Source organism: Pseudoduganella sp. GW821-FHT11H04, assembly GCF_058807935.1.
On sequence record NZ_JBXARE010000001.1, the window covers coordinates 523419 to 542904 of the forward strand.

Annotated in this window: 20 protein-coding genes; 8 read left to right on the forward strand and 12 right to left on the reverse strand. The window is 60.7% G+C overall.

The window, feature by feature from the left end; translation table 11 throughout:
* Nucleotides 1–3: 3 nt before the first annotated feature.
* Genes AC1RTP_RS02585 through AC1RTP_RS02600 form a run of 4 tightly spaced genes read right to left on the reverse strand, consistent with a single transcriptional unit; the run spans nt 4 to nt 2316 of the window.
* Nucleotides 4–519, reverse strand: a complete 516-nt coding sequence (locus AC1RTP_RS02585; protein WP_498604478.1) for an RDD family protein — start codon at nt 517–519, stop codon at nt 4–6.
* A complete protein-coding gene (locus AC1RTP_RS02590; protein WP_498604479.1) occupies nt 506–1336 on the reverse strand; it encodes a DUF3106 domain-containing protein in 831 nt (276 codons plus the stop codon). Before AC1RTP_RS02590 ends, AC1RTP_RS02585 begins: the two co-directional genes overlap by 14 nt.
* A gap of 3 nt (nt 1337–1339) precedes the next feature.
* Complete coding sequence (locus AC1RTP_RS02595; RefSeq protein WP_498604480.1) at nt 1340–1750, reverse strand: DUF3619 family protein; 411 nt, start codon at nt 1748–1750, stop codon at nt 1340–1342.
* Nucleotides 1747–2316, reverse strand: a complete 570-nt coding sequence (locus tag AC1RTP_RS02600) for an RNA polymerase sigma factor (RefSeq protein ID WP_498604481.1) — start codon at nt 2314–2316, stop codon at nt 1747–1749. Before AC1RTP_RS02600 ends, AC1RTP_RS02595 begins: the two co-directional genes overlap by 4 nt.
* A gap of 418 nt (nt 2317–2734) precedes the next feature.
* Between AC1RTP_RS02600 and AC1RTP_RS02605 the strand changes: the two genes are divergently transcribed.
* From AC1RTP_RS02605 to ilvC, 3 genes are read left to right on the forward strand one after another with little or no spacing between them, the layout of a single operon-like run.
* Nucleotides 2735–4456, forward strand: a complete 1722-nt coding sequence (locus tag AC1RTP_RS02605; RefSeq protein ID WP_498604482.1) for an acetolactate synthase 3 catalytic subunit — start codon at nt 2735–2737, stop codon at nt 4454–4456.
* A 2-nt stretch (nt 4457–4458) separates the two neighbouring features.
* Nucleotides 4459–4950: an acetolactate synthase small subunit gene (gene ilvN, locus AC1RTP_RS02610; RefSeq protein WP_028104341.1), complete on the forward strand. Its 492-nt coding sequence runs from the start codon at nt 4459–4461 to the stop codon at nt 4948–4950.
* 45 nt (nt 4951–4995) lie between these two features.
* A complete protein-coding gene (gene ilvC, locus AC1RTP_RS02615; protein WP_498604483.1) occupies nt 4996–6012 on the forward strand; it encodes a ketol-acid reductoisomerase in 1017 nt (338 codons plus the stop codon).
* A gap of 157 nt (nt 6013–6169) precedes the next feature.
* Here ilvC and AC1RTP_RS02620 read toward each other — a convergent pair whose 3' ends face one another.
* Nucleotides 6170–7792: an alkaline phosphatase family protein gene (locus AC1RTP_RS02620; protein WP_498604484.1), complete on the reverse strand. Its 1623-nt coding sequence runs from the start codon at nt 7790–7792 to the stop codon at nt 6170–6172.
* Between the two features lie 153 nt (nt 7793–7945).
* Here AC1RTP_RS02620 and AC1RTP_RS02625 point away from each other — a divergent pair, with 153 nt between their 5' ends.
* The 5 genes from AC1RTP_RS02625 to AC1RTP_RS02645 all read left to right on the forward strand — a co-directional run bounded on the left by AC1RTP_RS02625 (nt 7946) and on the right by AC1RTP_RS02645 (nt 12966).
* Complete coding sequence (locus tag AC1RTP_RS02625; RefSeq protein WP_498604485.1) at nt 7946–8704, forward strand: SIMPL domain-containing protein; 759 nt, start codon at nt 7946–7948, stop codon at nt 8702–8704.
* Between the two features lie 89 nt (nt 8705–8793).
* A complete protein-coding gene (locus tag AC1RTP_RS02630; protein ID WP_498604486.1) occupies nt 8794–9864 on the forward strand; it encodes a flavodoxin family protein in 1071 nt (356 codons plus the stop codon).
* Between the two features lie 42 nt (nt 9865–9906).
* Nucleotides 9907–10749 carry a CDP-diacylglycerol--serine O-phosphatidyltransferase gene (pssA, locus tag AC1RTP_RS02635; RefSeq protein ID WP_498604488.1) on the forward strand — a complete coding sequence of 281 codons (843 nt, stop codon included), beginning with the start codon at nt 9907–9909 and terminating at the stop codon, nt 10747–10749.
* A gap of 35 nt (nt 10750–10784) precedes the next feature.
* Nucleotides 10785–12323, forward strand: a complete 1539-nt coding sequence (locus AC1RTP_RS02640) for a 2-isopropylmalate synthase (protein WP_498604489.1) — start codon at nt 10785–10787, stop codon at nt 12321–12323.
* Nucleotide 12324: 1 nt separating this feature from the next.
* Nucleotides 12325–12966: a CatA-like O-acetyltransferase gene (locus AC1RTP_RS02645; RefSeq protein WP_498604490.1), complete on the forward strand. Its 642-nt coding sequence runs from the start codon at nt 12325–12327 to the stop codon at nt 12964–12966.
* Here the strand turns inward: AC1RTP_RS02645 and AC1RTP_RS02650 are convergent.
* From AC1RTP_RS02650 to cyoB, 7 genes are read right to left on the reverse strand one after another with little or no spacing between them, the layout of a single operon-like run.
* A complete protein-coding gene (locus tag AC1RTP_RS02650; protein ID WP_498604492.1) occupies nt 12919–13896 on the reverse strand; it encodes a CE1 family esterase in 978 nt (325 codons plus the stop codon). The two genes, AC1RTP_RS02645 and AC1RTP_RS02650, sit on opposite strands and share 48 nt — an antisense overlap.
* Nucleotides 13897–13899: 3 nt before the next feature.
* A complete protein-coding gene (locus AC1RTP_RS02655) occupies nt 13900–14436 on the reverse strand; it encodes a response regulator transcription factor (protein ID WP_498604493.1) in 537 nt (178 codons plus the stop codon).
* Nucleotides 14426–15730 carry an ATP-binding protein gene (locus tag AC1RTP_RS02660; RefSeq protein WP_498604494.1) on the reverse strand — a complete coding sequence of 435 codons (1305 nt, stop codon included), beginning with the start codon at nt 15728–15730 and terminating at the stop codon, nt 14426–14428. The genes AC1RTP_RS02655 and AC1RTP_RS02660 overlap by 11 nt, the downstream gene beginning before the upstream one ends.
* Nucleotides 15727–16446: an SURF1 family protein gene (locus AC1RTP_RS02665; protein ID WP_498604496.1), complete on the reverse strand. Its 720-nt coding sequence runs from the start codon at nt 16444–16446 to the stop codon at nt 15727–15729. Before AC1RTP_RS02665 ends, AC1RTP_RS02660 begins: the two co-directional genes overlap by 4 nt.
* 2 nt (nt 16447–16448) lie before the next feature.
* Nucleotides 16449–16856, reverse strand: a complete 408-nt coding sequence (cyoD, locus tag AC1RTP_RS02670; RefSeq protein WP_498604497.1) for a cytochrome o ubiquinol oxidase subunit IV — start codon at nt 16854–16856, stop codon at nt 16449–16451.
* A complete protein-coding gene (cyoC, locus tag AC1RTP_RS02675; protein WP_498604890.1) occupies nt 16853–17437 on the reverse strand; it encodes a cytochrome o ubiquinol oxidase subunit III in 585 nt (194 codons plus the stop codon). Before cyoC ends, cyoD begins: the two co-directional genes overlap by 4 nt.
* 43 nt (nt 17438–17480) lie before the next feature.
* Nucleotides 17481–19484, reverse strand: a complete 2004-nt coding sequence (gene cyoB / locus AC1RTP_RS02680; protein WP_498604498.1) for a cytochrome o ubiquinol oxidase subunit I — start codon at nt 19482–19484, stop codon at nt 17481–17483.
* Nucleotides 19485–19486: the final 2 nt, after the last annotated feature.

Consider the following 19486-nt stretch of genomic DNA (forward strand, 5'->3'; position numbering starts at 1 on the left):
AGCTTAGGCGGCTTTCTTGCCTTTTTTCTCTGGTTTCGGCAGTTGGATCAAGCGGGTGCCGGTCCAGCGGTCGTGCAGGAACTGGCGGTCCTTATCGAGGAAAGCAGTCAGCGACCACACCAGCACACTGGCCAGCAGGGCGTAAAGCTTGTGCTTATTGCTGAGGTCGGCCAGAAAGCCGACCACGATGCCTGGCAGCACCCACATCCAGCTGAACAAATAACGCAGCGCCGCGGTGCGCAGCGGCAGGTGAGCATGGCCCGGCTGCACCACTTTGATGCACCAGGTTTGCATCGCCAGGGTCTGGCCCTTGCGCGTCCATTGATGGATGAAATAGGCGCCCAGGATCAGGAAGGCAAGGAACTGGCGCATATGCTCGATCACCGGCGCATGGCTAGCCTTGGTGGCAATCTCGAACACCAGGAATGGCAGGAACAGCACGGCAAAAGCCAGCAGGATTTCATAGACCATCGAGATCAGGCGACGCTTGACGGTCGGCACAGCGTTATTTGCTTGCATTCGGAACGGCGGTAGTCGCGCTTGGCGCGGCAGTTGGGGCGGCGGCAGCTGCGGCAGCGGCATCGGCGGCAGGCGTCGCGGAAGGTGCAGCCGGCGCAGCCGCGGCAGGGGCGCCAGCCACGTTGGAAACAGGCGCAGCACCTTGCGCGCTGCCCGGTGGAACGATTGCAGGCGAGCCCTGCGGCAGGCCGATCGGCGCCGGCGGCACGGTGCCTGGAGGAACGGTGCCCGGGGCAGGCACCAGGCCCACGCCTTGCGCCTTCACTGGCGCCGGGGTCTTCGCAGCAGCCTGGGTCGGGCTTGGAGTCTTGACGACCTGGTTCTTCTTGGCTGCAGCGGCTTCTGCCAGGGCGCGCTTGGCTTCCTCCGGCAATTGCTGGTATTGCTCCCACTCGGCGGCACGCTGGCCCGGCGGAGTAGCTTTCTTCTGGGCACGGGCAAAGTTTTCGCGCACAGACTTGCGTTCGGCCGGAGTCAGGTTGACCCATTCGCGCATGCGTTCCTGCACGCGCGCTTTTTCATCCGGGTTCATCTTGGCCAGGCGATTGCCGATGGAAATCCATTTTTGCTTGCGTACCGGACCCAACTCTTCCCAGGTCGGCTCGAGCGGAGACAGGGCCTGCTGCTGGGCAGGGTTCAGGTCGGACCAATGGGGTTTTTCGCCGACCGGCAGGGCGGCAGCGGTAGCGGAGGCCGAAGGAGTCGGCGCCGGCGGCACTGCAGGGCGGGTCGCCAGCCAGACGACGGCAGCGATCCCCACGCCGAGCACGGCGATAGTTCCAGCAATCCATTTCTTGCCACCACTCACACTCGCCATACTTTATTGCTCGCGAGTCTCGAGGTAGGCGCCAAAGCCCTGGTCAAGGTAAGCGGACAGCGGCAGTTCATCGGACAGCACGGCTGCGTCCATTTCTGCCAGTTCCACGATCGATTGCTGTTGTTCGTACTGGTACACGCCGACCATGCCGCCCAACACCAGCAGCAGTGGCAGGGCCACGCTGACGCGGTTGAACCAGGCAAACTGGTTGGCGAAGAAGCCCGAAGCGCCGCCAGCCAGGGCAGGGGCGGTGCGGGTTACGCGCACGCGGGCCGGAGCATCGGCCTTTTTGCGCTTCATTGCCGCCATGCGGGCAGCGGCCAGGCGATCTGTGGTCGAGGCTGGCAGATCGTCTAGCTTTTCATTGAGCGCGCGCCGCACGCTGTATGCAAAGTTGGTGTCATCGGTGTTCATAACTTAATTCCCTTGGCTTTGAGCGATTCAGCGAGAGTGTGTGTTGCTCGTGAGCAATGCGTTTTAACGCTCCCTTCGGAACATCCCATCGCTTCGGCGGTTTCTGCTACGTCCATGTCCTGCCAGTAACGCATGAGGAACGCTTCTCGTTGACGCGTAGGCAGTTTTTGCACTTCTTCTTCAATAATCTGCAAGATCTGTGCCCGTTCCACCTGATCCGCACTCGACTCGGCCGCCTGGGAACCCTCTTCAGCCTCGTAGGATTCCAGTATATCAAAGTCCTCATGCTCGTCTTGCCCAGGGCCAAGACCGGAAAACAGGCTGACCCAGGTATTACGAACTTTTTCCCGACGGAAATAATCAAGTATCGTCGTTTGCAGGATGCGCTGGAACAGCATCGGCAATTCCGCAGCCGGCTTATCGCCGTACTTCTCGGCCAGCTTGATCATTGCATCCTGCACAATGTCCAGGGCGGACTCATCCTTTCGGACGGCATAAACCGCTTGCTTGAAGGCGCGGCGCTCGACGCTTTCGAGGAAATCAGATAATTCTTTGTCTGTGGCCATGCGTCGGAAAAAGGGGCTGCGCTATATCGCTAGTCTGAACAATCCCGGCATTTTAACAAAAAAAGCAGAATAAGCTTGACCAAAATTGTGCAGCGCGGTAACGTTAAGGACGCTTTGCACACCACAAAGCTCCCCGGTTCTTCGGGACAGGCACACAAAGCCGTTTCGAAAAGCCAGCTTTCTATTGTCAGCAGTTTGCTCTAACCCGTGCCACAAGCGCGAGAGGTAGGCTTGAAACCGCTGCAAAACTCCGGCCAAACGAGTTGCGTTTAGCACCGGCTTGTACTCCAGCTACGCATGGGGGAAGGGTCAGTGTGACCGCAGAAAGAAGGGAAGCTGAGAGTCGTGCACGGTGTCGCCCACTTCGCTAGGCAAGAGCATCCGATCAATCTCCTATGGACCTTGAAAGGAATGTTTCATGAATACCGAAGCTCCCATCACGGGCGCCGAAATCCTCGTCCGCTGCCTCGCTGAGGAAGGCGTCGAGCACGTTTTCGGATATCCCGGCGGCGCCGTTCTTTATATCTACGACGCCATCTTCAAGCAGGACAAATTCCAGCACATCCTCGTTCGCCATGAGCAGGCCGCAGTACATGCCGCCGACGCGTATTCGCGCAGCTCGAACAAAGTGGGCGTGGCGCTGGTCACTTCCGGACCTGGCGTCACCAATGCTGTGACCGGCCTGTCCACCGCATACATGGACTCCGTTCCGATGGTGGTGATTTCCGGCCAGGTGCCGAGCCACGCCATTGGCCAGGATGCCTTCCAGGAGTGCGATACCGTCGGCATTACCCGCCCGGTGGTCAAGCACAACTTCCTGGTCAAGGACGTGAAAGACCTGGCGGAAACCATCAAGAAGGCTTTTTATATCGCCAAGACCGGCCGTCCAGGCCCGGTGCTGGTCGATATTCCAAAAGACATTTCGATGCACAAGCACGTGTACTCGTATCCAAAGGATATCGAGATGCGTTCCTACCGCCCGGTGGATAAAGGCCACGCTGGCCAGATCCGCAAAGCGCTGCAGCTGCTGTTGGGCGCCGAGCGTCCGATGATCTACACCGGCGGCGGCGTGATCCTGGCGCATGCATCGAATGAACTGAATAAGCTGGTTGAAAAGCTCGGCTTCCCGGTCACCAATACCCTGATGGGCCTTGGCGGTTCGCGCGCTTCCGATCCATGCTTCGTCGGCATGCCCGGCATGCACGGCACCTACGAAGCCAACCTCGCGATGCAGAACTGCGACGTGCTGATCGCGATCGGCGCCCGCTTTGACGACCGCGTGATCGGCAATCCTAAGCACTTCAGCCAAAGCCCGCGCAAGATCATCCACATCGACATCGACCCATCGTCGATCTCGAAGCGCGTGAAAGTGGACATCCCGATCGTCGGCAACGTGAAAGACGTGTTGGTTGAACTGCTGTCCCAGCTCGATGCGACCGAGCAGCGTCCAAACGCGCCCGCGCTGAAAAACTGGTGGAAGCAGATCAACGAATGGCGCGACCGCAAGTGCCTGGGCTACGCCACGAACGACCTGGTGATCAAGCCGCAGCAAGTGGTTGAATCGCTGTTCGACATCACCAAGGGCGACGCCTTCGTCACTTCCGACGTGGGCCAGCACCAGATGTGGGCTGCGCAGTACTACAAGTTCGACAAGCCGCGCCGCTGGATCAATTCCGGCGGCCTGGGCACCATGGGTGTCGGCCTGCCGTACGCCATGGGCGTGCAGATGGCCAATCCGGATGCGACCGTCGCCTGTATCACCGGCGAAGGCTCGATCCAGATGAACATCCAGGAATTGGCGACCTGCAAACAGTACCACCTGACGCCGAAGATCATCCTGTTGAATAACCGCTTCCTGGGCATGGTTCGCCAGTGGCAGCAGATCGACTACGGTTCGCGCTATTCCGAGTCCTATATGGATTCGCTGCCGGACTTCGAAAAGCTGGCCGAGGCCTATGGCCACGTCGGCATGCGCATCGAGAAACCGGGCGATGTCGACGGCGCACTGCGCGATGCGTTCGCAATGAAAGACCGCCTGGTCTTCATGAACTTCATTACCGACCAAAGTGAAAACGTGTGGCCGATGGTGAAAGCCGGCAAAGGCCTCTCCGAAATGCTGCTTGGCTCGGAGGACCTGTAATCATGCGCCATATTATTTCTGTACTGCTCGAAAACGAAGCGGGTGCCTTGTCCCGCGTGGTGGGCCTGTTCTCCGCCCGCGGCTACAACATCGAAACGCTGACCGTTGCGCCGACCGAAGATGCGACCCTGTCCCGTATGACCATCGTGACCACTGGTTCCGATGACATCATCGAACAGATCACCAAGCACCTGAACCGCCTGATCGAAGTGGTGAAGGTGGTGGACCTGACCGAAGGCCAGCACATCGAGCGCGAGCTGATGCTGATCAAGGTACGTGCTGTCGGCAAGGAGCGCGAAGAGATGAAGCGTACCGCCGACATCTTCCGCGGCCGCATCATCGACGTGACCGAAAAGACCTACACCATTGAGCTGACGGGCGCCAAGAGCAAGCTGGACGCCTTCATTGACGCGATCGACCGCGCCTCGATCCTGGAGACCGTCCGTACTGGCGGCTCCGGCATTGGCCGCGGCGAACGTATCCTCAAAGTTTAATTAATCGAATATAGATTCAACCGAATTCACACCCAAGGAATGACCATGAAAGTTTTCTACGACAAAGACGCTGACCTCTCCCTCATCAAAGGCAAGAACGTTGCCATCATCGGCTACGGCTCGCAAGGTCACGCGCACGCGCAAAACCTGACCGAATCCGGCGTGAACGTGACCGTCGGCCTGCGCAAGGGCGGCGCGTCCTGGAACAAGGTCGAAGCGGCTGGCCTGAAAGTGGCGGAAGTGAACGACGCAGTGAAGAACGCCGACGTCGTGATGATCCTGCTGCCGGACGAGAACATCGCCCAGGTGTACAAAGAAAACGTCGAACCAAACATCAAGCAAGGCGGCGTGCTGGCCTTCGCCCACGGCTTCAACGTGCACTACGGCCAAGTCGTGCCACGCGCCGACCTGGACGTGATCATGATCGCCCCTAAAGCGCCAGGCCACACCGTGCGCGGCACCTACCGCCAGGGTGGCGGCGTGCCACACCTGATCGCCGTGTACCAGGACAAATCCGGCTCCGCCCGTGACATCGCCCTGTCGTACGCATCGGCCAACGGCGGCGGCAAGGCCGGCATCATCGAAACCAACTTCCGCGAAGAGACCGAGACCGACCTGTTCGGCGAACAAGCAGTCCTGTGCGGCGGTACCGTGGAACTGATCAAAGCCGGTTTCGAAACCCTCGTGGAAGCCGGCTACGCGCCGGAGATGGCTTACTTCGAATGCCTGCACGAGCTGAAGCTGATCGTCGATCTGATCTACGAAGGCGGCATTGCCAACATGAACTACTCGATCTCGAACAACGCGGAATACGGCGAATACGTGACCGGCCCGAAAGTGGTGACTTCCGCCACCAAGGACGCGATGCGCCAGTGCCTGAAGGACATCCAGACCGGCGAATACGCCAAGTCCTTCATCCTCGAGAACAAGGCCGGCGCACCGACCCTGATCTCCCGCCGCCGCCTGACCTCCGAGCACCAGATCGAAGAAGTCGGCGCCAAGCTGCGCGCGATGATGCCATGGATCGCCAAAAACAAGCTGGTCGACCAGTCCAAGAATTGATTTTGTCCCTAGAAGCAAACTTCAACGGCCCCTCGGGGCCGTTTTTTTATTGCTCAGCAAAAATGTCCACCGTGGGGTCAGGAACGAAAGTGGACATTTCCAAAAGAAATGTCCACTTTCGTTCCTGACCCCACGGTGGACATTTTTGCGAGAGCCGTTACTTCAGGGCTTCGGTGAGGACGCGGCCTTCGGCGCCGGCTGGGGGACGGACGTTCAGCAGGTAGGCGAGGGTGGGGGCGATGTCGACGACTTCGGCGTACTGGCCGTAGTGGCCGGAGTTGACCCAGCGCTTGCCCATCACAATCAGGGGTACGTTGGTGTCGTAGGCGTATGGGGCGCCATGGGTCGTGCCTTTGCCGCTGCCGAAGCCGAAGATCCAGTGCGGCTTCAGTACCACCATCAGGTCGCCGGAAAGCTGGCGGTTCCATGCGCGGCGCATCAACATTGAAATCCGGTTGCCGCCAACGGCGCCGCTTTCCATCTGCGTGCGGGTGTAGACGTCGGCCATGCCAGGCTGCGACATCAGGATGCGTGCGGCTGCACTTTCGACATCTTCACGCTTCAGGCCTTTGGCTTCGATCTGGGCGTAGTCCAGGTGCAAGTTTGGCAGCGAAGACGCCATCACGCCCTTGCTCAAGCCGAACTTGGTAGACAACTGGGCGTTCAGGTCTTCGATCATCTTCTTGCTGTCTACACGCTGAACGCCGGCCTTCTGCACTTCATTCGCAAATTCAGGCGTGTTCGGGAAGCCATGGTCGGCGGTCAGCACTACCAGCACATTCTCCATGCCGATGCGTTTGTCGATGTAGGAGAAGAAGTTGGACAGGATGCGGTCCAGGCGCATCAGGTGGTCGTGCGAATATTTGCTCTCCGGGCCGTACTCGTGGTTCGCCAGGTCGTGCGCGGAGAAGCTGACGCCCAGCAGGTCAGGCACGCCAGCCGGATTCTTCCCCAGGTTTTCGCCTTCAATCGCAGCCTGTGCGAAATCCGCAGTCAATTCGTCCAGGAACGGCGAGGCCTTCAGCCGTTTGTAGTAGGCAGCATCCGTCGTGCCGGACTCGCTGGACAGCTGCACGTTCGGCGCATCGCCATAATCGCCGGCGTAAGCCGAATCAGGCAGCAACGGCTTCCACTTCACGCCGTAGTAGCGCTCTTGCGGCTTGCCGGCCTGGTACTTCTGCACCCACTGCGGGTGCTCTTTCATGTAGAAGGTGGTCGATGCGAAGTTGCCGCTTTCTTCCATGTACATGTAGGCGGTGCCGGTCTTTCCGCCCAGGAGAATCGCGCCGCGGTCCTTGCCGGACACGGTGACCACTTTGGATTGCAGGCCGGTCGCATAGCGCAGTTGGTCGCCCAGCGTGTCGACGCGCAGGTTGGCAGGAGAGGTGCCGTCATGCGGATCGGTTTTTTCATTGCCGATGTACTTGAAGTTGGTGTCTTCGGTGCAGTACATGCTGCCGCCATTAGCCTGGTTGACCCAGTTATTGCCAATGATGCCGTGCTGGTATGGATAGGCGCCGCTCAGGATGGCGGCGTGGCCAACGGCAGTGACCGTGATGCCGTGCGCTTGGTGTGCATTGCTGAACCATGCGCCTTGTTCCAGCAGGCGGCGAAAGCCCCCCTGGCCGAATTGTTGCGCGTAGCGGGTTACCTGTTCTTGCGGCAGGCCGTCTACGGCCATCACCAGGACGAGTTTTGGTTGTGCAGGCTGTTTGGCCGGCGCTGCTTGCGCGCCGAACGTGGCCGCCAGGGCCAGTGCGGGAATCAGGTACTTTGCCATTTTCCTTTTTCATGAATGGAGTGGACGACATGTGATCATGCCACAAGCGCATGACGGTATCATTTCAACGCTGTTACAAATGCTGACGAAGAGTGACAGATCGACCGTTCGTTTTCAGTTAAAGTGCCTGCATCGTAATTGAGGAGAACAACAATGACCGTCCTGAAAGCTGTAGCCGCTGCCGCCCTGGTGCTGGGCACCCAGGCTGCCATCGCACAATCCATCCCGACCACCGGCGCCACCGTCATCGTGCCTGCCTATGGTGAAGTTACTGCGCCGAACGACCAGGCCGTGGCCGTTATGGCGATCGAAGAGCAGGATAAGGACAAGGCCGCCGCCGCGTCCCGCGTGAACCAGAAGATCAAGCAGGGCCTGGAAATCCTGAAGAAGGAAGACCCGCAAGCAAAGCTGAAAACCCAGGGCTACTACACCTATCCGGTGTACCCGGAGGACCGTCCGCTGCCAAACGGCGTCGCCGCCAAGCCGCGCCAGCCGACTGCATGGCGCGTCGGCCAGTACGTGCAGGTGACCACCACCAACCTCTCGGTGCTGCCGAAGACCGTGGCCTCCGCGCAGAAGGTGCTGACGCTGAATGGCCTGTCCTTCGGCCTGAGCCCAGCCGCGACCCGCAAGCTGGATGATGCGCGCATCGCAGCCACTTACAAGAACCTGAACGAGCGCATCGCCTCCATCGCTTCGGCCATGGGTCGTCCTGTGACCGATGCGGTGCTGGACACCATCGATTACGAAGGCTCCGGCAATTATGGCGGAGGCCCGGCCGGCGCCGCAGCGCCAATGATGGCCCGCATGTCCGCCAAGGCTGAGATGGACCAGTCTGTGGCCGAGCCAAGTTTCGAGCCTGGCGAGACCACGCTGGAAATGCGCGTGGTCGGCAAGGTTAAATTCAAGTAATCCTGGCCTGAACCGTACGCCATCGTTCGGTGGCGTACGGAGTTGCCGCGCCCCCAGGCGCATGCTGGCTGCTGACGATGGAGGCAGCCATGACAGATATACGCAAGGGCCAGGCGCCCGCCCCGCTGGACCGGGACCAATTCCGCCTGCAATTCCACCGCTCCTTCGCCGATCCTGCATTCGGCAAGGTGGGCGATGCGCTGGCGCAGGTCGAGCAGGTCGCGTGGGAAAACTATGAGGCGGGCCGCAAGGCGCCTCGCACCCATCCCGCAGGCCCCGGTTTTGCCGACCCTTCCTGCGATCTCTCCGATGATTGGCGCGAAACCCATGACCGGCTGCTGCAAGCGGAAAAGGTCCAGAAAGATCCCGCCACGCCTTCCCGCATCTTGCTGATCAACGGCGCCGCCCGTAACGACGGCACTTGCCCCGGCGAGATGTCGAAATCCTGGCGTATGGTGCAGTGGCTGAAAGAGACCCTGCAAGGGGAGAGCCAGGATGCCAGGGTGCTCGACCTCAGTTTGCTGACCTCCGGCTACGACAAGCATATCCACCCCTGCAAGGGTTGCGTGTCGACTGCCATGCCGCTATGCCATTGGCCCTGCAGCTGCTATCCCAACCACGCCATGCGCCAGACGAATGACTGGATGGCGCAGATTTACGAGGAATGGGGGGCGGCGCATGGCGTCATCATCGTCACCCCCGTCTATTGGTATCAGGCCCCGTCGCCGCTGAAATTGATGATCGACCGGCTGGTGTGCGCCGACGGCGGCAACCCCGACCCGACTAGCACACACGGCAAAAAGGCGGAGGAGGCCAAGGAGCTGGAACTGGCAGGCTGGCCGTATCCCAAACACCTGGCCGGGCGGGCCTACGGCCTGGTCGTGCATGGCGATGTGGCGGGAGCGGAAAGCTTGCGGCGCAACCTGTCGGACTGGCTAAGCTGGATGGGGCTGATCCCCTCCGGTGACCAGGCCTTGCTGGACCGCTATATCGGCTACTACGAGTCGTATGCAAAAAGCCATGACACCCTGGACCGCTCCACCGCATTCCAGGAAGAAGTGCGCAACGTGGGCCGCGCCGTGGTAGCCACGGTCAGCCGGATCCGCGCCGGGCAAATGCATTTGGGCGACGAAGAACTGAAGCCGCCCCGCCCGAAGTAGTGTCCTCTATAATAGGGGCCACACTACACAAAATGGAATAGTATGGCCAAATTCCCTCGACGCCGTCCTAAAAACGCCGCCGCCAAACAATCCCTGTTCAGCCGCTTTGCCCGCCGTAAGGGCGAGGCTGGCGACCGTCCGCGTTCGCGCGGCATTTACCTGCTGCCAAACGCCTTCACCACCGGTGCGCTGTTCTGCGGTTTCTTCGCCATTGTCATGGCCATGAACCAGCGTTTTGAACACGCCGCCTGGGCGATTTTCGTCGCCATGCTGCTGGACGGCCTGGATGGCCGCGTCGCCCGCCTGACCAATACCCAGAGCGAATTCGGCGCCCAGTACGACTCGCTGTCAGACATGGTCTCCTTCGGCGCTGCCCCAGCCCTGGTGATTTATGAATTCGCGCTGCGCGGCCTGGGTAAGCTGGGCTGGATCGCCGCCTTCGTCTACTGCGCTGGCGCCGCACTGCGCCTGGCTCGCTTCAACACCAATATCGAAGTAGTGGACAAGCGCTACTTCCAGGGCCTGCCGTCGCCGGCCGCTGCTTCCCTGATCGCTGGTTTTGTCATGCTGCTGACCGACCTGGATGTGGATGGCGTGCTGTATCCTTGGCAAGCATGGGTGCTGGCGGTGTTTGCTGGCCTGAGCATGGTTTCCAACGTGCCGTTCTACAGCTTCAAGGACATCAACTTCCGCAAATCGGTGCCATTCCTGGCGGTCTTCCTGATTGCGATGTTCTTCGCCCTGATCTCGATTGACCCGCCGAAGGTGCTGTTCGTGCTGTTCGTGGCTTACGGACTTTCCGGCTACGTGATTTACCTGACCCGCCTGGTGAAAGGTAATCCGGTCAAGCTGATCGAGAAAACGACGCCTGACGACAAGGCATAATGCCGCTGGGGCGGCAGTTCAAAAGGAGAGATTCCATGAATAACCGCCTCATCATCTTCGACACCACTTTGCGCGACGGCGAGCAATCGCCGGGCGCCTCCATGACCCGCGAAGAAAAGGTGCGCATCGCCCGGCAGCTGGAAAAGCTGCGGGTCGATGTGATCGAGGCGGGTTTCGCCGCTGCTTCACAGGGCGATTTCGAATCCATCCGCGCCATTGCGGCGGCCGTACGCGAGCCGATCGTCTGCTCGCTGGCCCGAGCCAATGACCGCGACCTGTCCCGCGCCGCCGAAGCGCTGGAACCGGCCGCCCGCAAGCGCATCCACACCTTCATCGCAACTTCGCCGCTGCATATGCAGGTGAAGCTGCGCATGTCGCCCGAGCAGGTGCTGGAGCAGGCCAAGCTGGCAATCCGCTTTGCCCGCCAATTCACCGACGACATTGAATTCAGCCCGGAAGACGGCAGCCGTTCCGAAGAAGACTTCCTGTGCCGCGTGCTGGAAAACGTGATTGCAGAAGGCGCCACCACCATCAATTTCCCGGACACCGTGGGCTATGCGGTGCCCGAGCTGTATGGCGAAACGATCCGCCGCCTGCGCGAACGCATTCCCAATTCCGACAAGGCAGTGTGGTCGGTGCACTGCCATAACGACCTTGGCTTGGCCGTGGCGAATTCGCTTGCCGGCGTGATGATCGGCGGTGCGCGCCAGGTCGAATGCACGATCAACGGCTTGGGCGAGCGCGCCGGCAATACCGCGCTGGAGGAAGTAGTGATGGCGCTGCGCACACGCGCCGGCTATTTCAACCTTGAATGCGGCATCGATACGACGCAGATTGTGCCGGCGTCGAAAATGGTGTCGCAGATCACCGGCTTTGCCGTGCAGCCGAACAAAGCGGTGGTCGGCGCCAACGCCTTTGCCCATGCCTCCGGCATCCACCAGGACGGCATTTTGAAAGCACGCGAAACTTATGAAATCATGCGTGCCGAGGACGTGGGCTGGACCGCCAACAAGATCGTGCTGGGCAAGCTGTCCGGGCGCAACGCTTTCAAGCAGCGCTTGCAGGAGCTGGGCATCGAGCTGGATTCGGAAGCGGAAGTGAACGCAGCCTTCGCCCGGTTCAAGGAACTGGCCGACCGCAAGTCCGAAATCTTCGATGAAGACATCATGGCGCTGGTAAGCGGCGAGGAAGCCGCCGCGGGTGGCGAACATTACCGCCTCGTCTCGTTGGCGCAGCGCTCGGAGACCGGCGAGCTGCCATTCGCCACCGTCGTGTTCTCAATCGATGGCGTTGAGCATAGCGCCGTTGCCACCGGCGACGGCCCGGTGGACGCCATGGTCAACGCCATCGAAAGCAAAGCGCAAAGCGGCGCCGAGCTGGTGCTGTTCGCCATTAGCGGCATCAGCCCCGGAACGCAATCGCAAGGCGAGGTCACGATGCGACTTGCCCACTCGGGCCGCATCGTCAACGGGGTCGGCGCCGACCCGGACATCGTCGTCGCCTCCGCCAAGGCCTATCTCGCAGGCCTCAACAAGCTCCATTCGAAAATCGAGAAGCTCAATCCGCAGGTGTGACATGGATAAGTTTGAGTTTCGCCGTGACCGTTACGAGACGTTCAGCAAATACGCGAACCCATTGCTGAACCTGAGCGTCGTCGCGCGGCTGCCGGAGTTCCGGCACTACTGCAAGGTGCGGCAGTTGCAGCCGTTTCACTTCCTGCTGTACTGCTTGTACATGAGCGTGAAGGACGTCGACAACTTCCTTTATCGGGAATTTGAAGGGGCGGTGATCAAGATCGACGGCTTCTACGGCGGCTATACGGTTATCAACCTGGATAACAACCTGAATTACGCGAGGTTCGACATTTCGGAAGACCGCTCGGAATTCATCAGGAGAAGCCTGGCGGCCGGCGTCGAGGCGCGCGTTACTCGGGAGTTCATCAACACTGGCCGCGACCTGCCCCCGCGAGAGCTCAAGAACAATATCTACACGACCTGCATGCCTTGGCTAGACTTGCGCGCTATTGAACATCCGATCTACGAATACAAGACTGCGGACGTTCCGCTCATTGCGTGGGGACGGTACAGCGACCTGGCCGGAGATACGATGACGATCCCATTCTGTATCCAGGCCCACCACGGCTTTGTCGACGGCTACCACATCCACTTGCTATTGCAGCGCCTCGGCGAGCGGATCGCTCACGAAATGACCTTGTGAACTGCGTTGTTTGTCCTTGAAGAAGGCCCAGGCTTCTTCTGCAGTTTCGACATCGGCGCTCTGGTGTCCGGGGAATCGGCTGAACAGGCCGGGATAGCGTTTTTTGCGGCTCGGTTCCGCGTGGCCGCCGCCGATGATCTTCAGAAGGGCAACCTGCAGCGAGCCGGTCGATGAGCCCCACGTGCACCGTTCGACGCTGCCCGCGCTGCTGACGATGGGCTCCCCCTCCAGCCCCGCCAGCTTGCGCCACACAGCGGCAGTCGCTTCAATGCCCAGTGCAGGCGCCATGAATCTAAGCGTAATGAGCGACTTTCCGCCCTGGTAGGGGATGAACGGGTCGGCAGTACCCGCGACGATCAGCGCGGAAAGCGGCTGTGCGGGTAAACGGTATTCCGCTCGCTGTGGCATGGCTGCCAGCACTGCGGAAAACGCTGCCAACCGGGGCGCCAGTTCGGCGGCCAGGCGATAGGCCATCATGCCGCCTTTGGACACACCAATCACATAGACTCGCTCCGGATCCGCTCCGTCGTCGGCGATGGCGCGATCGATTACAGCGGCAATAAAACCTACGTCGTCGCACGCTGGGTTGCCCGCGATACCTGCAAATCCATCGTTCCAGGCGCGCGTTCCGCGTTGTTTGGTTCCGTCGGGGGCAATAACGATCACTTGCTCGCGTTCGGCGATTTCAAGCCAGACCGACAGCGGCGAATAAGGGAAGGCCAGGCCAAGCACCTGTTCTGCGGACGCTCCGCTGCCATGAAGTACGATCACCAGTGGACGCTTTCCAGTTGCGCGAGCGGACGGCACAGCTTTGAGGTAATGGCGCGGGCCTTCCTGCCGCATCATGTCGACTCGCGCGATCGGCGCGGTGGGACCATCCTTCCGGTCGATGCCGACGAAGAAGGAGCGTAAAGCGTGGCGGAATCCCATGGATTATTTGACCCGTTGCTTTTCCAGCTTGCGCGCCAGCGTGCGACGGTGCATGCCGAGGCGGCGGGCGGCTTCGGAGATGTTGAAGTCGGTCTCGGCCAGCACTTTGTGGATATGCTCCCACTCCAGCGTTTTCACGGAGGTGGAGCGGTTGGTCAGTTCGACTTCGGCCACGCCGGCCACGTGCAGGAAGGCGGCTTCGATGTCGTCGGTATTGGACGGCTTGGCGAGGTACTGGCAGGCGCCCAGCTTGATCGCTTCGACCGCGGTGTTGATGCTGGCAAAGCCGGTGAGCACCACGATCAGCATTTCCGGCGAATGGGTATTCAGCGCCTGCACGCAGGTCAGGCCGGAAGTATTGCCTTCCAGCTTGAGGTCGACCACGGCGTGGGTTGGTGTGTGCTCGTTGAGCAGCGCGTTGACTTCCTCCAGGTTCGCAGCACGCAGCACGGTGTAGCCGCGCCGTTCGAAGGAACGCGACAAAGTGCGTGCAAAGGCGGGGTCGTCCTCCACGATTAACAACAGGCGGTCAGTGCTCATGTGGCGGCTCCCAGTCCAGGGCGATGGCCGATATCGGCAAGCGCAGTTCTACCATCGCCCCTTGATCGAGGTTGCGGGCTTCGACGGTGCCGCCCAGCGTGCGGGCTACGTTCACCACCAGGAACAGGCCAAGGCCGCTGCCGGGACGTCCTTTGCTGGACTGGTAAGGCTTGCCGAATTGCGCCAGCATTGAGGCGGCAAAGCCCGGCCCGCGATCGCTCACGGCCAGTTTCAGGACTTCGCCTTCGAGCGAAACCACCAGGCGCACCCACTGCGGCGAGGCTTCCAGCGCGTTGTCCAGCAGGTTGAAGATGGTTTGCTTCAGCGCGGATTCAAAGACCACTGGAATATCTTCCGCCAACTGGTCGTCGTATTCGAAGTCCACCACAGGGCGGTTGCGGCGCCATTCGTCCAGCAGTTCGTCGAGGAAGGCGCGCAGCGTGGTCTTGGCGGACGATTCACCGCGCAGCTCGCCGGCCGACAGCAGGATGCCGGTAACAATGGTTTTGCAGCGTTTTAGCTGGGTTTGCATCTCTACGATTTCTTCCCTCAGCGACGGGTCCTGGGTAAATTCCGGCATACGCAGCCAGTCGCCCAGCAGCACCGACATGGTGGCCATCGGGGTGCCCAGTTCATGCGCTGCGCCGGATGCCAAAAGGCCCATGCGAACGATATGTTCCTCTTCCGCCGCGCGCTGGCGCAAGTCGGCCAGGCGGGCGTCGCGTTCCCTCAAGTTGCCGGTGATGCGCTTGATCAGGATGACCAGTAGGCCGGCATTCAGCAGGAAGCAAATCAACATGCCCTCGACATACAGGTGGGCAAAGTCGCTGGAGTTTTCCAGCATCTGGGGTAGCGGCATGGAAAACAGCGCCAGGCCGCCCAGGCAGGCGGCGGTAATGGCGACGGTAGTCCAGGCAGCCCAGGCATCCAGCAGCACCGCCGACAGGATCACCTGCAGCAGGTAGAGGAAGGCAAAGGGATTGGTCGTGCCGCCGCTGAAATGCAATTGCGCCGTCAGGCTGGCCACGTCGACCAGCAGCGCCAGGAACATCTCGTTATTGGTAACGATAGGGTTTTCGTGCCAGCGCAAATGGCTGCCGATGTTGAAAGCGATCAGGCAGGCAAGCACGCCCAGCATCTGGGGCAGGGGCAGGTGCAGGCCCATGCCGAGCGTGACGCCGGCGATGGTCGTAATCTGGCCCAGTACCGCGATCCAGCGCAGCCGGATCAGGTACAGCATGTTTTTATGGCCGGCAGTGTCGCTGGAGCCTGTCGCGATGGTCAGCGACCTCATTCCACCCCAATCCGGCGTTTGTTCCGATTGATTTGCCATGTGAATCCGATGATCATCAACGCAAGAGCATACCAAGTCAATGCATAGACAAGGTGATTATCGTTGAAAGCGATCACGGTCAGCCCGCCGATGGGTTGCCCGGCTTCTTGCGCCGGACTGGCGTCCGCATCGATGAAGTAGGGCGCAACCTGGCCCAGGCCATGGGCGGCGGCAATGGCTTGCACGTCGCGCGAGTACCAGCGCTGGTTGGCCGGGTCATTCTTGCGCAGGACGCGACCGACCGGCTCGCTCATGCGCAGCAGGCCGGTCACCGTGGCAGGACGCGCCTCGGTCGCCTCGCCAGCCTTGCGGTCGGAGACGAAGCCGCGGTTGACCAGGATGATGTCGCCGGAAGCGGTTTGCAGTGGTGTCATGACCCAGTAGCCCAGGCCGTGCTGGGTGGACGCCTGGACCAGGGTAGTCTGGCCGAGCAGCAGGTTGCCGCTGGCCTGGACATGCAGGTATTCCGAATTATCGGCCGTGAGAAACGGCCATTTGCCATGCGGCGGCACCGCGACTGGCTCCGTGTGAACGCGCTGGTTCACACGGTCGATCAGCGCATGCTTCCATTGCATGCGGTACAGCTGCCAGGTGCCGAGCGCCAGGAAAGCTAATGAGACTAACGCGATCCCGGCGGCCCAAAACAGGCGCGCCCGCGAGGAAGCGGGGCGCGCCATGGTTATGGCATGTCGTGCATTTGCTGCACGGTGGAGCCTGGGGCAGGAGCAGCCATGTCCGGCATCATATTGTGGTCAAGGTGGTACATGACCCAGATGGAGCCAATCAGCACGATCGCCACCAGCATGATGGTGAAGATCAGGGCCAGCATGGTCCAGCCGCCTTCGGAACGGGAGTTCATGTGCAGGAAGTAGACCATGTGAACCACGATCTGTACCGCTGCAAAGCCAAGAATCACAAAGGCGGTAGTGCTCGAATCCTTGATCACGTGGCCCATGACCAGCCAGAACGGGATCGCCGTCAGGATCACCGACAGGATGAAGCCGATGGCATAGGTTTTCATGCTGCCGTGGTCATGGCCGTCGCCGTGTGCGCCGTGGCCGTGTTCGTGGTCGTGGTGTGCGCTCATGGCAGGACTCCCATCAGGTAGACAAAGGTGAAGACGCCGATCCAGATCACGTCCAGGAAGTGCCAGAACATCGAGAGGCACATCAGGCGGCGGGTGTTGGCTTCGGTCAGGCCATGGCGGTTCAGCTGGACCATCAGGGTAACCAGCCAGATGGCGCCAAAGGTCACGTGCAGGCCGTGGGTGCCGACCAGCGCAAAGAACGAGGTCAGGAAGGCGCTGCGTGCCGGGCCCGCGCCTTCGTGGATCAGGTGCGCGAATTCGTACAGTTCCAGGCTAAGGAAGGCCAGGCCGAACAAGCCGGTCACGCCCAGCCAGAGCAGGGTGGTGCCCAGCTTCTTGCGCTGCGAAGCGATCATGGCGAAGCCGTAGGTGATCGACGACAGCAGCAGGAAAGCGGTATTCAGCGCCACGGTCGGCAGGTCGAACAGCTCCGCGCCGGACGGACCGCCGGCGTAGTGGCGGCCCAGCACCGCGTACGCGATGAACAGCACGGCGAAGATGAGGCAATCGCTCATCAGGTAGAGCCAGAAGCCGAGCAGGGTGCCGTTTTCCGGATGGTGGTCGCGGACATGGAACACCATGTCGTCTTTCGCAGTACCGTGTGCTGCGTGGTCAAGTACGAGATCAGACATTGGCTGCCTCCAGGTTGCGGGTGCGCTCTGCTTCGGTCACAACGACTTCATCAGCCGGGATGTAGTAATCGCGCTTGTAGTTGAAGGTGTGGATGATCGCGGCAGCAACGGTTGCCACCAGGCCGGCGACGGCCAGGATCCACATCTGCCAGACCAGGGCGAAGCCGGTCGCGGCGCTCAGGCCGGCGATGACGAAACCAGCAGCCGTGTTCTTCGGCATGTGGATCGAGATAAAGCCATCCACTGGACGCAGGTAGTTACGGCGCTTCATGTCGGTCCAGGTGTCGTTGTCGTACACGCGCGGAGTGAAGGCGAAGTTGTAATCAGGCGGTGGCGAGGAAGTCGACCACTCCAGGGTACGGCCATCCCACGGGTCGCCGGTCACGTCGCGCAGTTCGGCACGGCGGCGGTAGGACACGTAGAACTGCACCAGCATGGCGCCGATACCGGCAGCGATCAGCACAGCGCCGAGAGCCGCGATCTGGAACCAGATCTGCAGGGTAGGGTCTTCGAAGTGGCTCATGCGGCGGGTCACGCCCATCAGGCCCAGGACGTACAGCGGCATGAAGGCGAGGTAGAAGCCGACCACCCAGCACCAGAAGGAGACTTTGCCCCAGAACACGTCCAGCTTGTAGCCAAAGGCTTTCGGGAACCAGTAGTTGATCGCAGCGAACACGCCGAACACCACGCCGCCAATGATCACGTTGTGGAAGTGAGCGATCAGGAACAGGGAGTTATGCAGTACGAAGTCCGCAGGAGGAACGGCCAGCAGCACGCCGGTCATGCCACCGATAACGAAGGTGATCATGAAGGCGATGGTCCACATCATCGGCAGTTCAAAGCGGATACGGCCGCGGTACATGGTGAACAGCCAGTTGAAGATCTTGGCGCCAGTCGGGATCGAAATGATCATCGTGGTGATGCCGAAGAAGGAGTTCACGCTGGCGCCGGAGCCCATGGTGAAGAAGTGGTGCAGCCATACCAGGTACGACAGGATGGTAATCACCACGGTCGCATACACCATCGAGGTGTAGCCGAACAGGCGCTTGCCGGAGAAGGTGGAAACGATCTCGGAGAACACGCCGAACACCGGCAGAACCAGGATGTAGACCTCCGGGTGGCCCCAGATCCAGATCAGGTTCACGTACAGCATGGAGTTGCCGCCGAGGTCATTGGTGAAGAAGTGGGTGCCGAAGGTACGGTCCAGGGACAGCATGGCCAGCACGGCGGTCAGCACCGGGAAGGTGACGACGATCAGCACGTTGGTGCACAGCGAGGTCCAGGTGAAGACAGGCATCTTCATCAGCTTCATGCCTGGCGCGCGCATCTTGACGATGGTCGCAATCAGGTTGACCCCTGATAGAAGCGTCCCGACACCCGCCACCTGCAATGACCAGATGTAGTAGTCCACACCCACGTCAGGCGAAGCCAGGATGCCCGACAGCGGCGGGTAAGCCAGCCAGCCGGTCTTTGCGTATTCACCCACGAACAGCGAGACCATGGTCAGGCCGCCGCCGAAGGCAGTCATCCAGAAGGAGAAGTTGTTCAGGAACGGGAAAGCCACGTCGCGCGCGCCGATCTGCAGCGGCACCACGTAGTTCATCAGGCCGGTCACGAAAGGCATCGCCACGAAGAAGATCATGATCACGCCGTGGGCGGTGAAGATCTGGTCGTAGTGGTGCGGAGGCAGGTAGCCGGTAGCGTCGCCGAAAGCGATCGCCTGCTGCATGCGCATCATCAGCGCATCGGCAAAGCCGCGCAGCAGCATGACAAGGCCCAGCACCATGTACATGATGCCGATTTTCTTATGGTCGATGCTGGTGATCCAGTCGCGCCACAGCGGGCCCCAGAGGCGGTATTTGGTCATGGCGCCCATGACGGCCAGGCCGCCCAGGACCACCATGGCGAAGGTAGCCACCAGGATAGGCTCATGGTAAGGGATCGCGTCCCAGCTCAGCCGGCCCAGCAGCGGGTGCAGGTTGGTTTGGTTTTCCATAT

What these genes read in the sequence shown, in the direction of transcription:
- AC1RTP_RS02625 (WP_498604485.1), top strand. Translation starts at nt 7,946, where the DNA reads ATGACCGTCCTGAAAGCTGTAGCCGCTGCCGCCCTGGTGCTGGGCACC.
- AC1RTP_RS02585 (WP_498604478.1), bottom strand. Translation starts at nt 519, where the DNA reads ATGCAAGCAAATAACGCTGTGCCGACCGTCAAGCGTCGCCTGATCTCG.
- AC1RTP_RS02655 (WP_498604493.1), bottom strand. Translation starts at nt 14,436, where the DNA reads ATGAGCACTGACCGCCTGTTGTTAATCGTGGAGGACGACCCCGCCTTT.
- ilvN (WP_028104341.1), top strand. Translation starts at nt 4,459, where the DNA reads ATGCGCCATATTATTTCTGTACTGCTCGAAAACGAAGCGGGTGCCTTG.
- AC1RTP_RS02645 (WP_498604490.1), top strand. Translation starts at nt 12,325, where the DNA reads ATGGATAAGTTTGAGTTTCGCCGTGACCGTTACGAGACGTTCAGCAAA.
- cyoC (WP_498604890.1), bottom strand. Translation starts at nt 17,437, where the DNA reads ATGGTGTTCCATGTCCGCGACCACCATCCGGAAAACGGCACCCTGCTC.
- AC1RTP_RS02660 (WP_498604494.1), bottom strand. Translation starts at nt 15,730, where the DNA reads ATGAGGTCGCTGACCATCGCGACAGGCTCCAGCGACACTGCCGGCCAT.
- AC1RTP_RS02640 (WP_498604489.1), top strand. Translation starts at nt 10,785, where the DNA reads ATGAATAACCGCCTCATCATCTTCGACACCACTTTGCGCGACGGCGAG.
- ilvC (WP_498604483.1), top strand. Translation starts at nt 4,996, where the DNA reads ATGAAAGTTTTCTACGACAAAGACGCTGACCTCTCCCTCATCAAAGGC.
- AC1RTP_RS02605 (WP_498604482.1), top strand. Translation starts at nt 2,735, where the DNA reads ATGAATACCGAAGCTCCCATCACGGGCGCCGAAATCCTCGTCCGCTGC.
- AC1RTP_RS02630 (WP_498604486.1), top strand. Translation starts at nt 8,794, where the DNA reads ATGACAGATATACGCAAGGGCCAGGCGCCCGCCCCGCTGGACCGGGAC.
- pssA (WP_498604488.1), top strand. Translation starts at nt 9,907, where the DNA reads ATGGCCAAATTCCCTCGACGCCGTCCTAAAAACGCCGCCGCCAAACAA.
- AC1RTP_RS02650 (WP_498604492.1), bottom strand. Translation starts at nt 13,896, where the DNA reads ATGGGATTCCGCCACGCTTTACGCTCCTTCTTCGTCGGCATCGACCGG.
- AC1RTP_RS02595 (WP_498604480.1), bottom strand. Translation starts at nt 1,750, where the DNA reads ATGAACACCGATGACACCAACTTTGCATACAGCGTGCGGCGCGCGCTC.
- AC1RTP_RS02620 (WP_498604484.1), bottom strand. Translation starts at nt 7,792, where the DNA reads ATGGCAAAGTACCTGATTCCCGCACTGGCCCTGGCGGCCACGTTCGGC.
- AC1RTP_RS02665 (WP_498604496.1), bottom strand. Translation starts at nt 16,446, where the DNA reads ATGGCGCGCCCCGCTTCCTCGCGGGCGCGCCTGTTTTGGGCCGCCGGG.
- cyoD (WP_498604497.1), bottom strand. Translation starts at nt 16,856, where the DNA reads ATGAGCGCACACCACGACCACGAACACGGCCACGGCGCACACGGCGAC.
- AC1RTP_RS02590 (WP_498604479.1), bottom strand. Translation starts at nt 1,336, where the DNA reads ATGGCGAGTGTGAGTGGTGGCAAGAAATGGATTGCTGGAACTATCGCC.
- cyoB (WP_498604498.1), bottom strand. Translation starts at nt 19,484, where the DNA reads ATGGAAAACCAAACCAACCTGCACCCGCTGCTGGGCCGGCTGAGCTGG.
- AC1RTP_RS02600 (WP_498604481.1), bottom strand. Translation starts at nt 2,316, where the DNA reads ATGGCCACAGACAAAGAATTATCTGATTTCCTCGAAAGCGTCGAGCGC.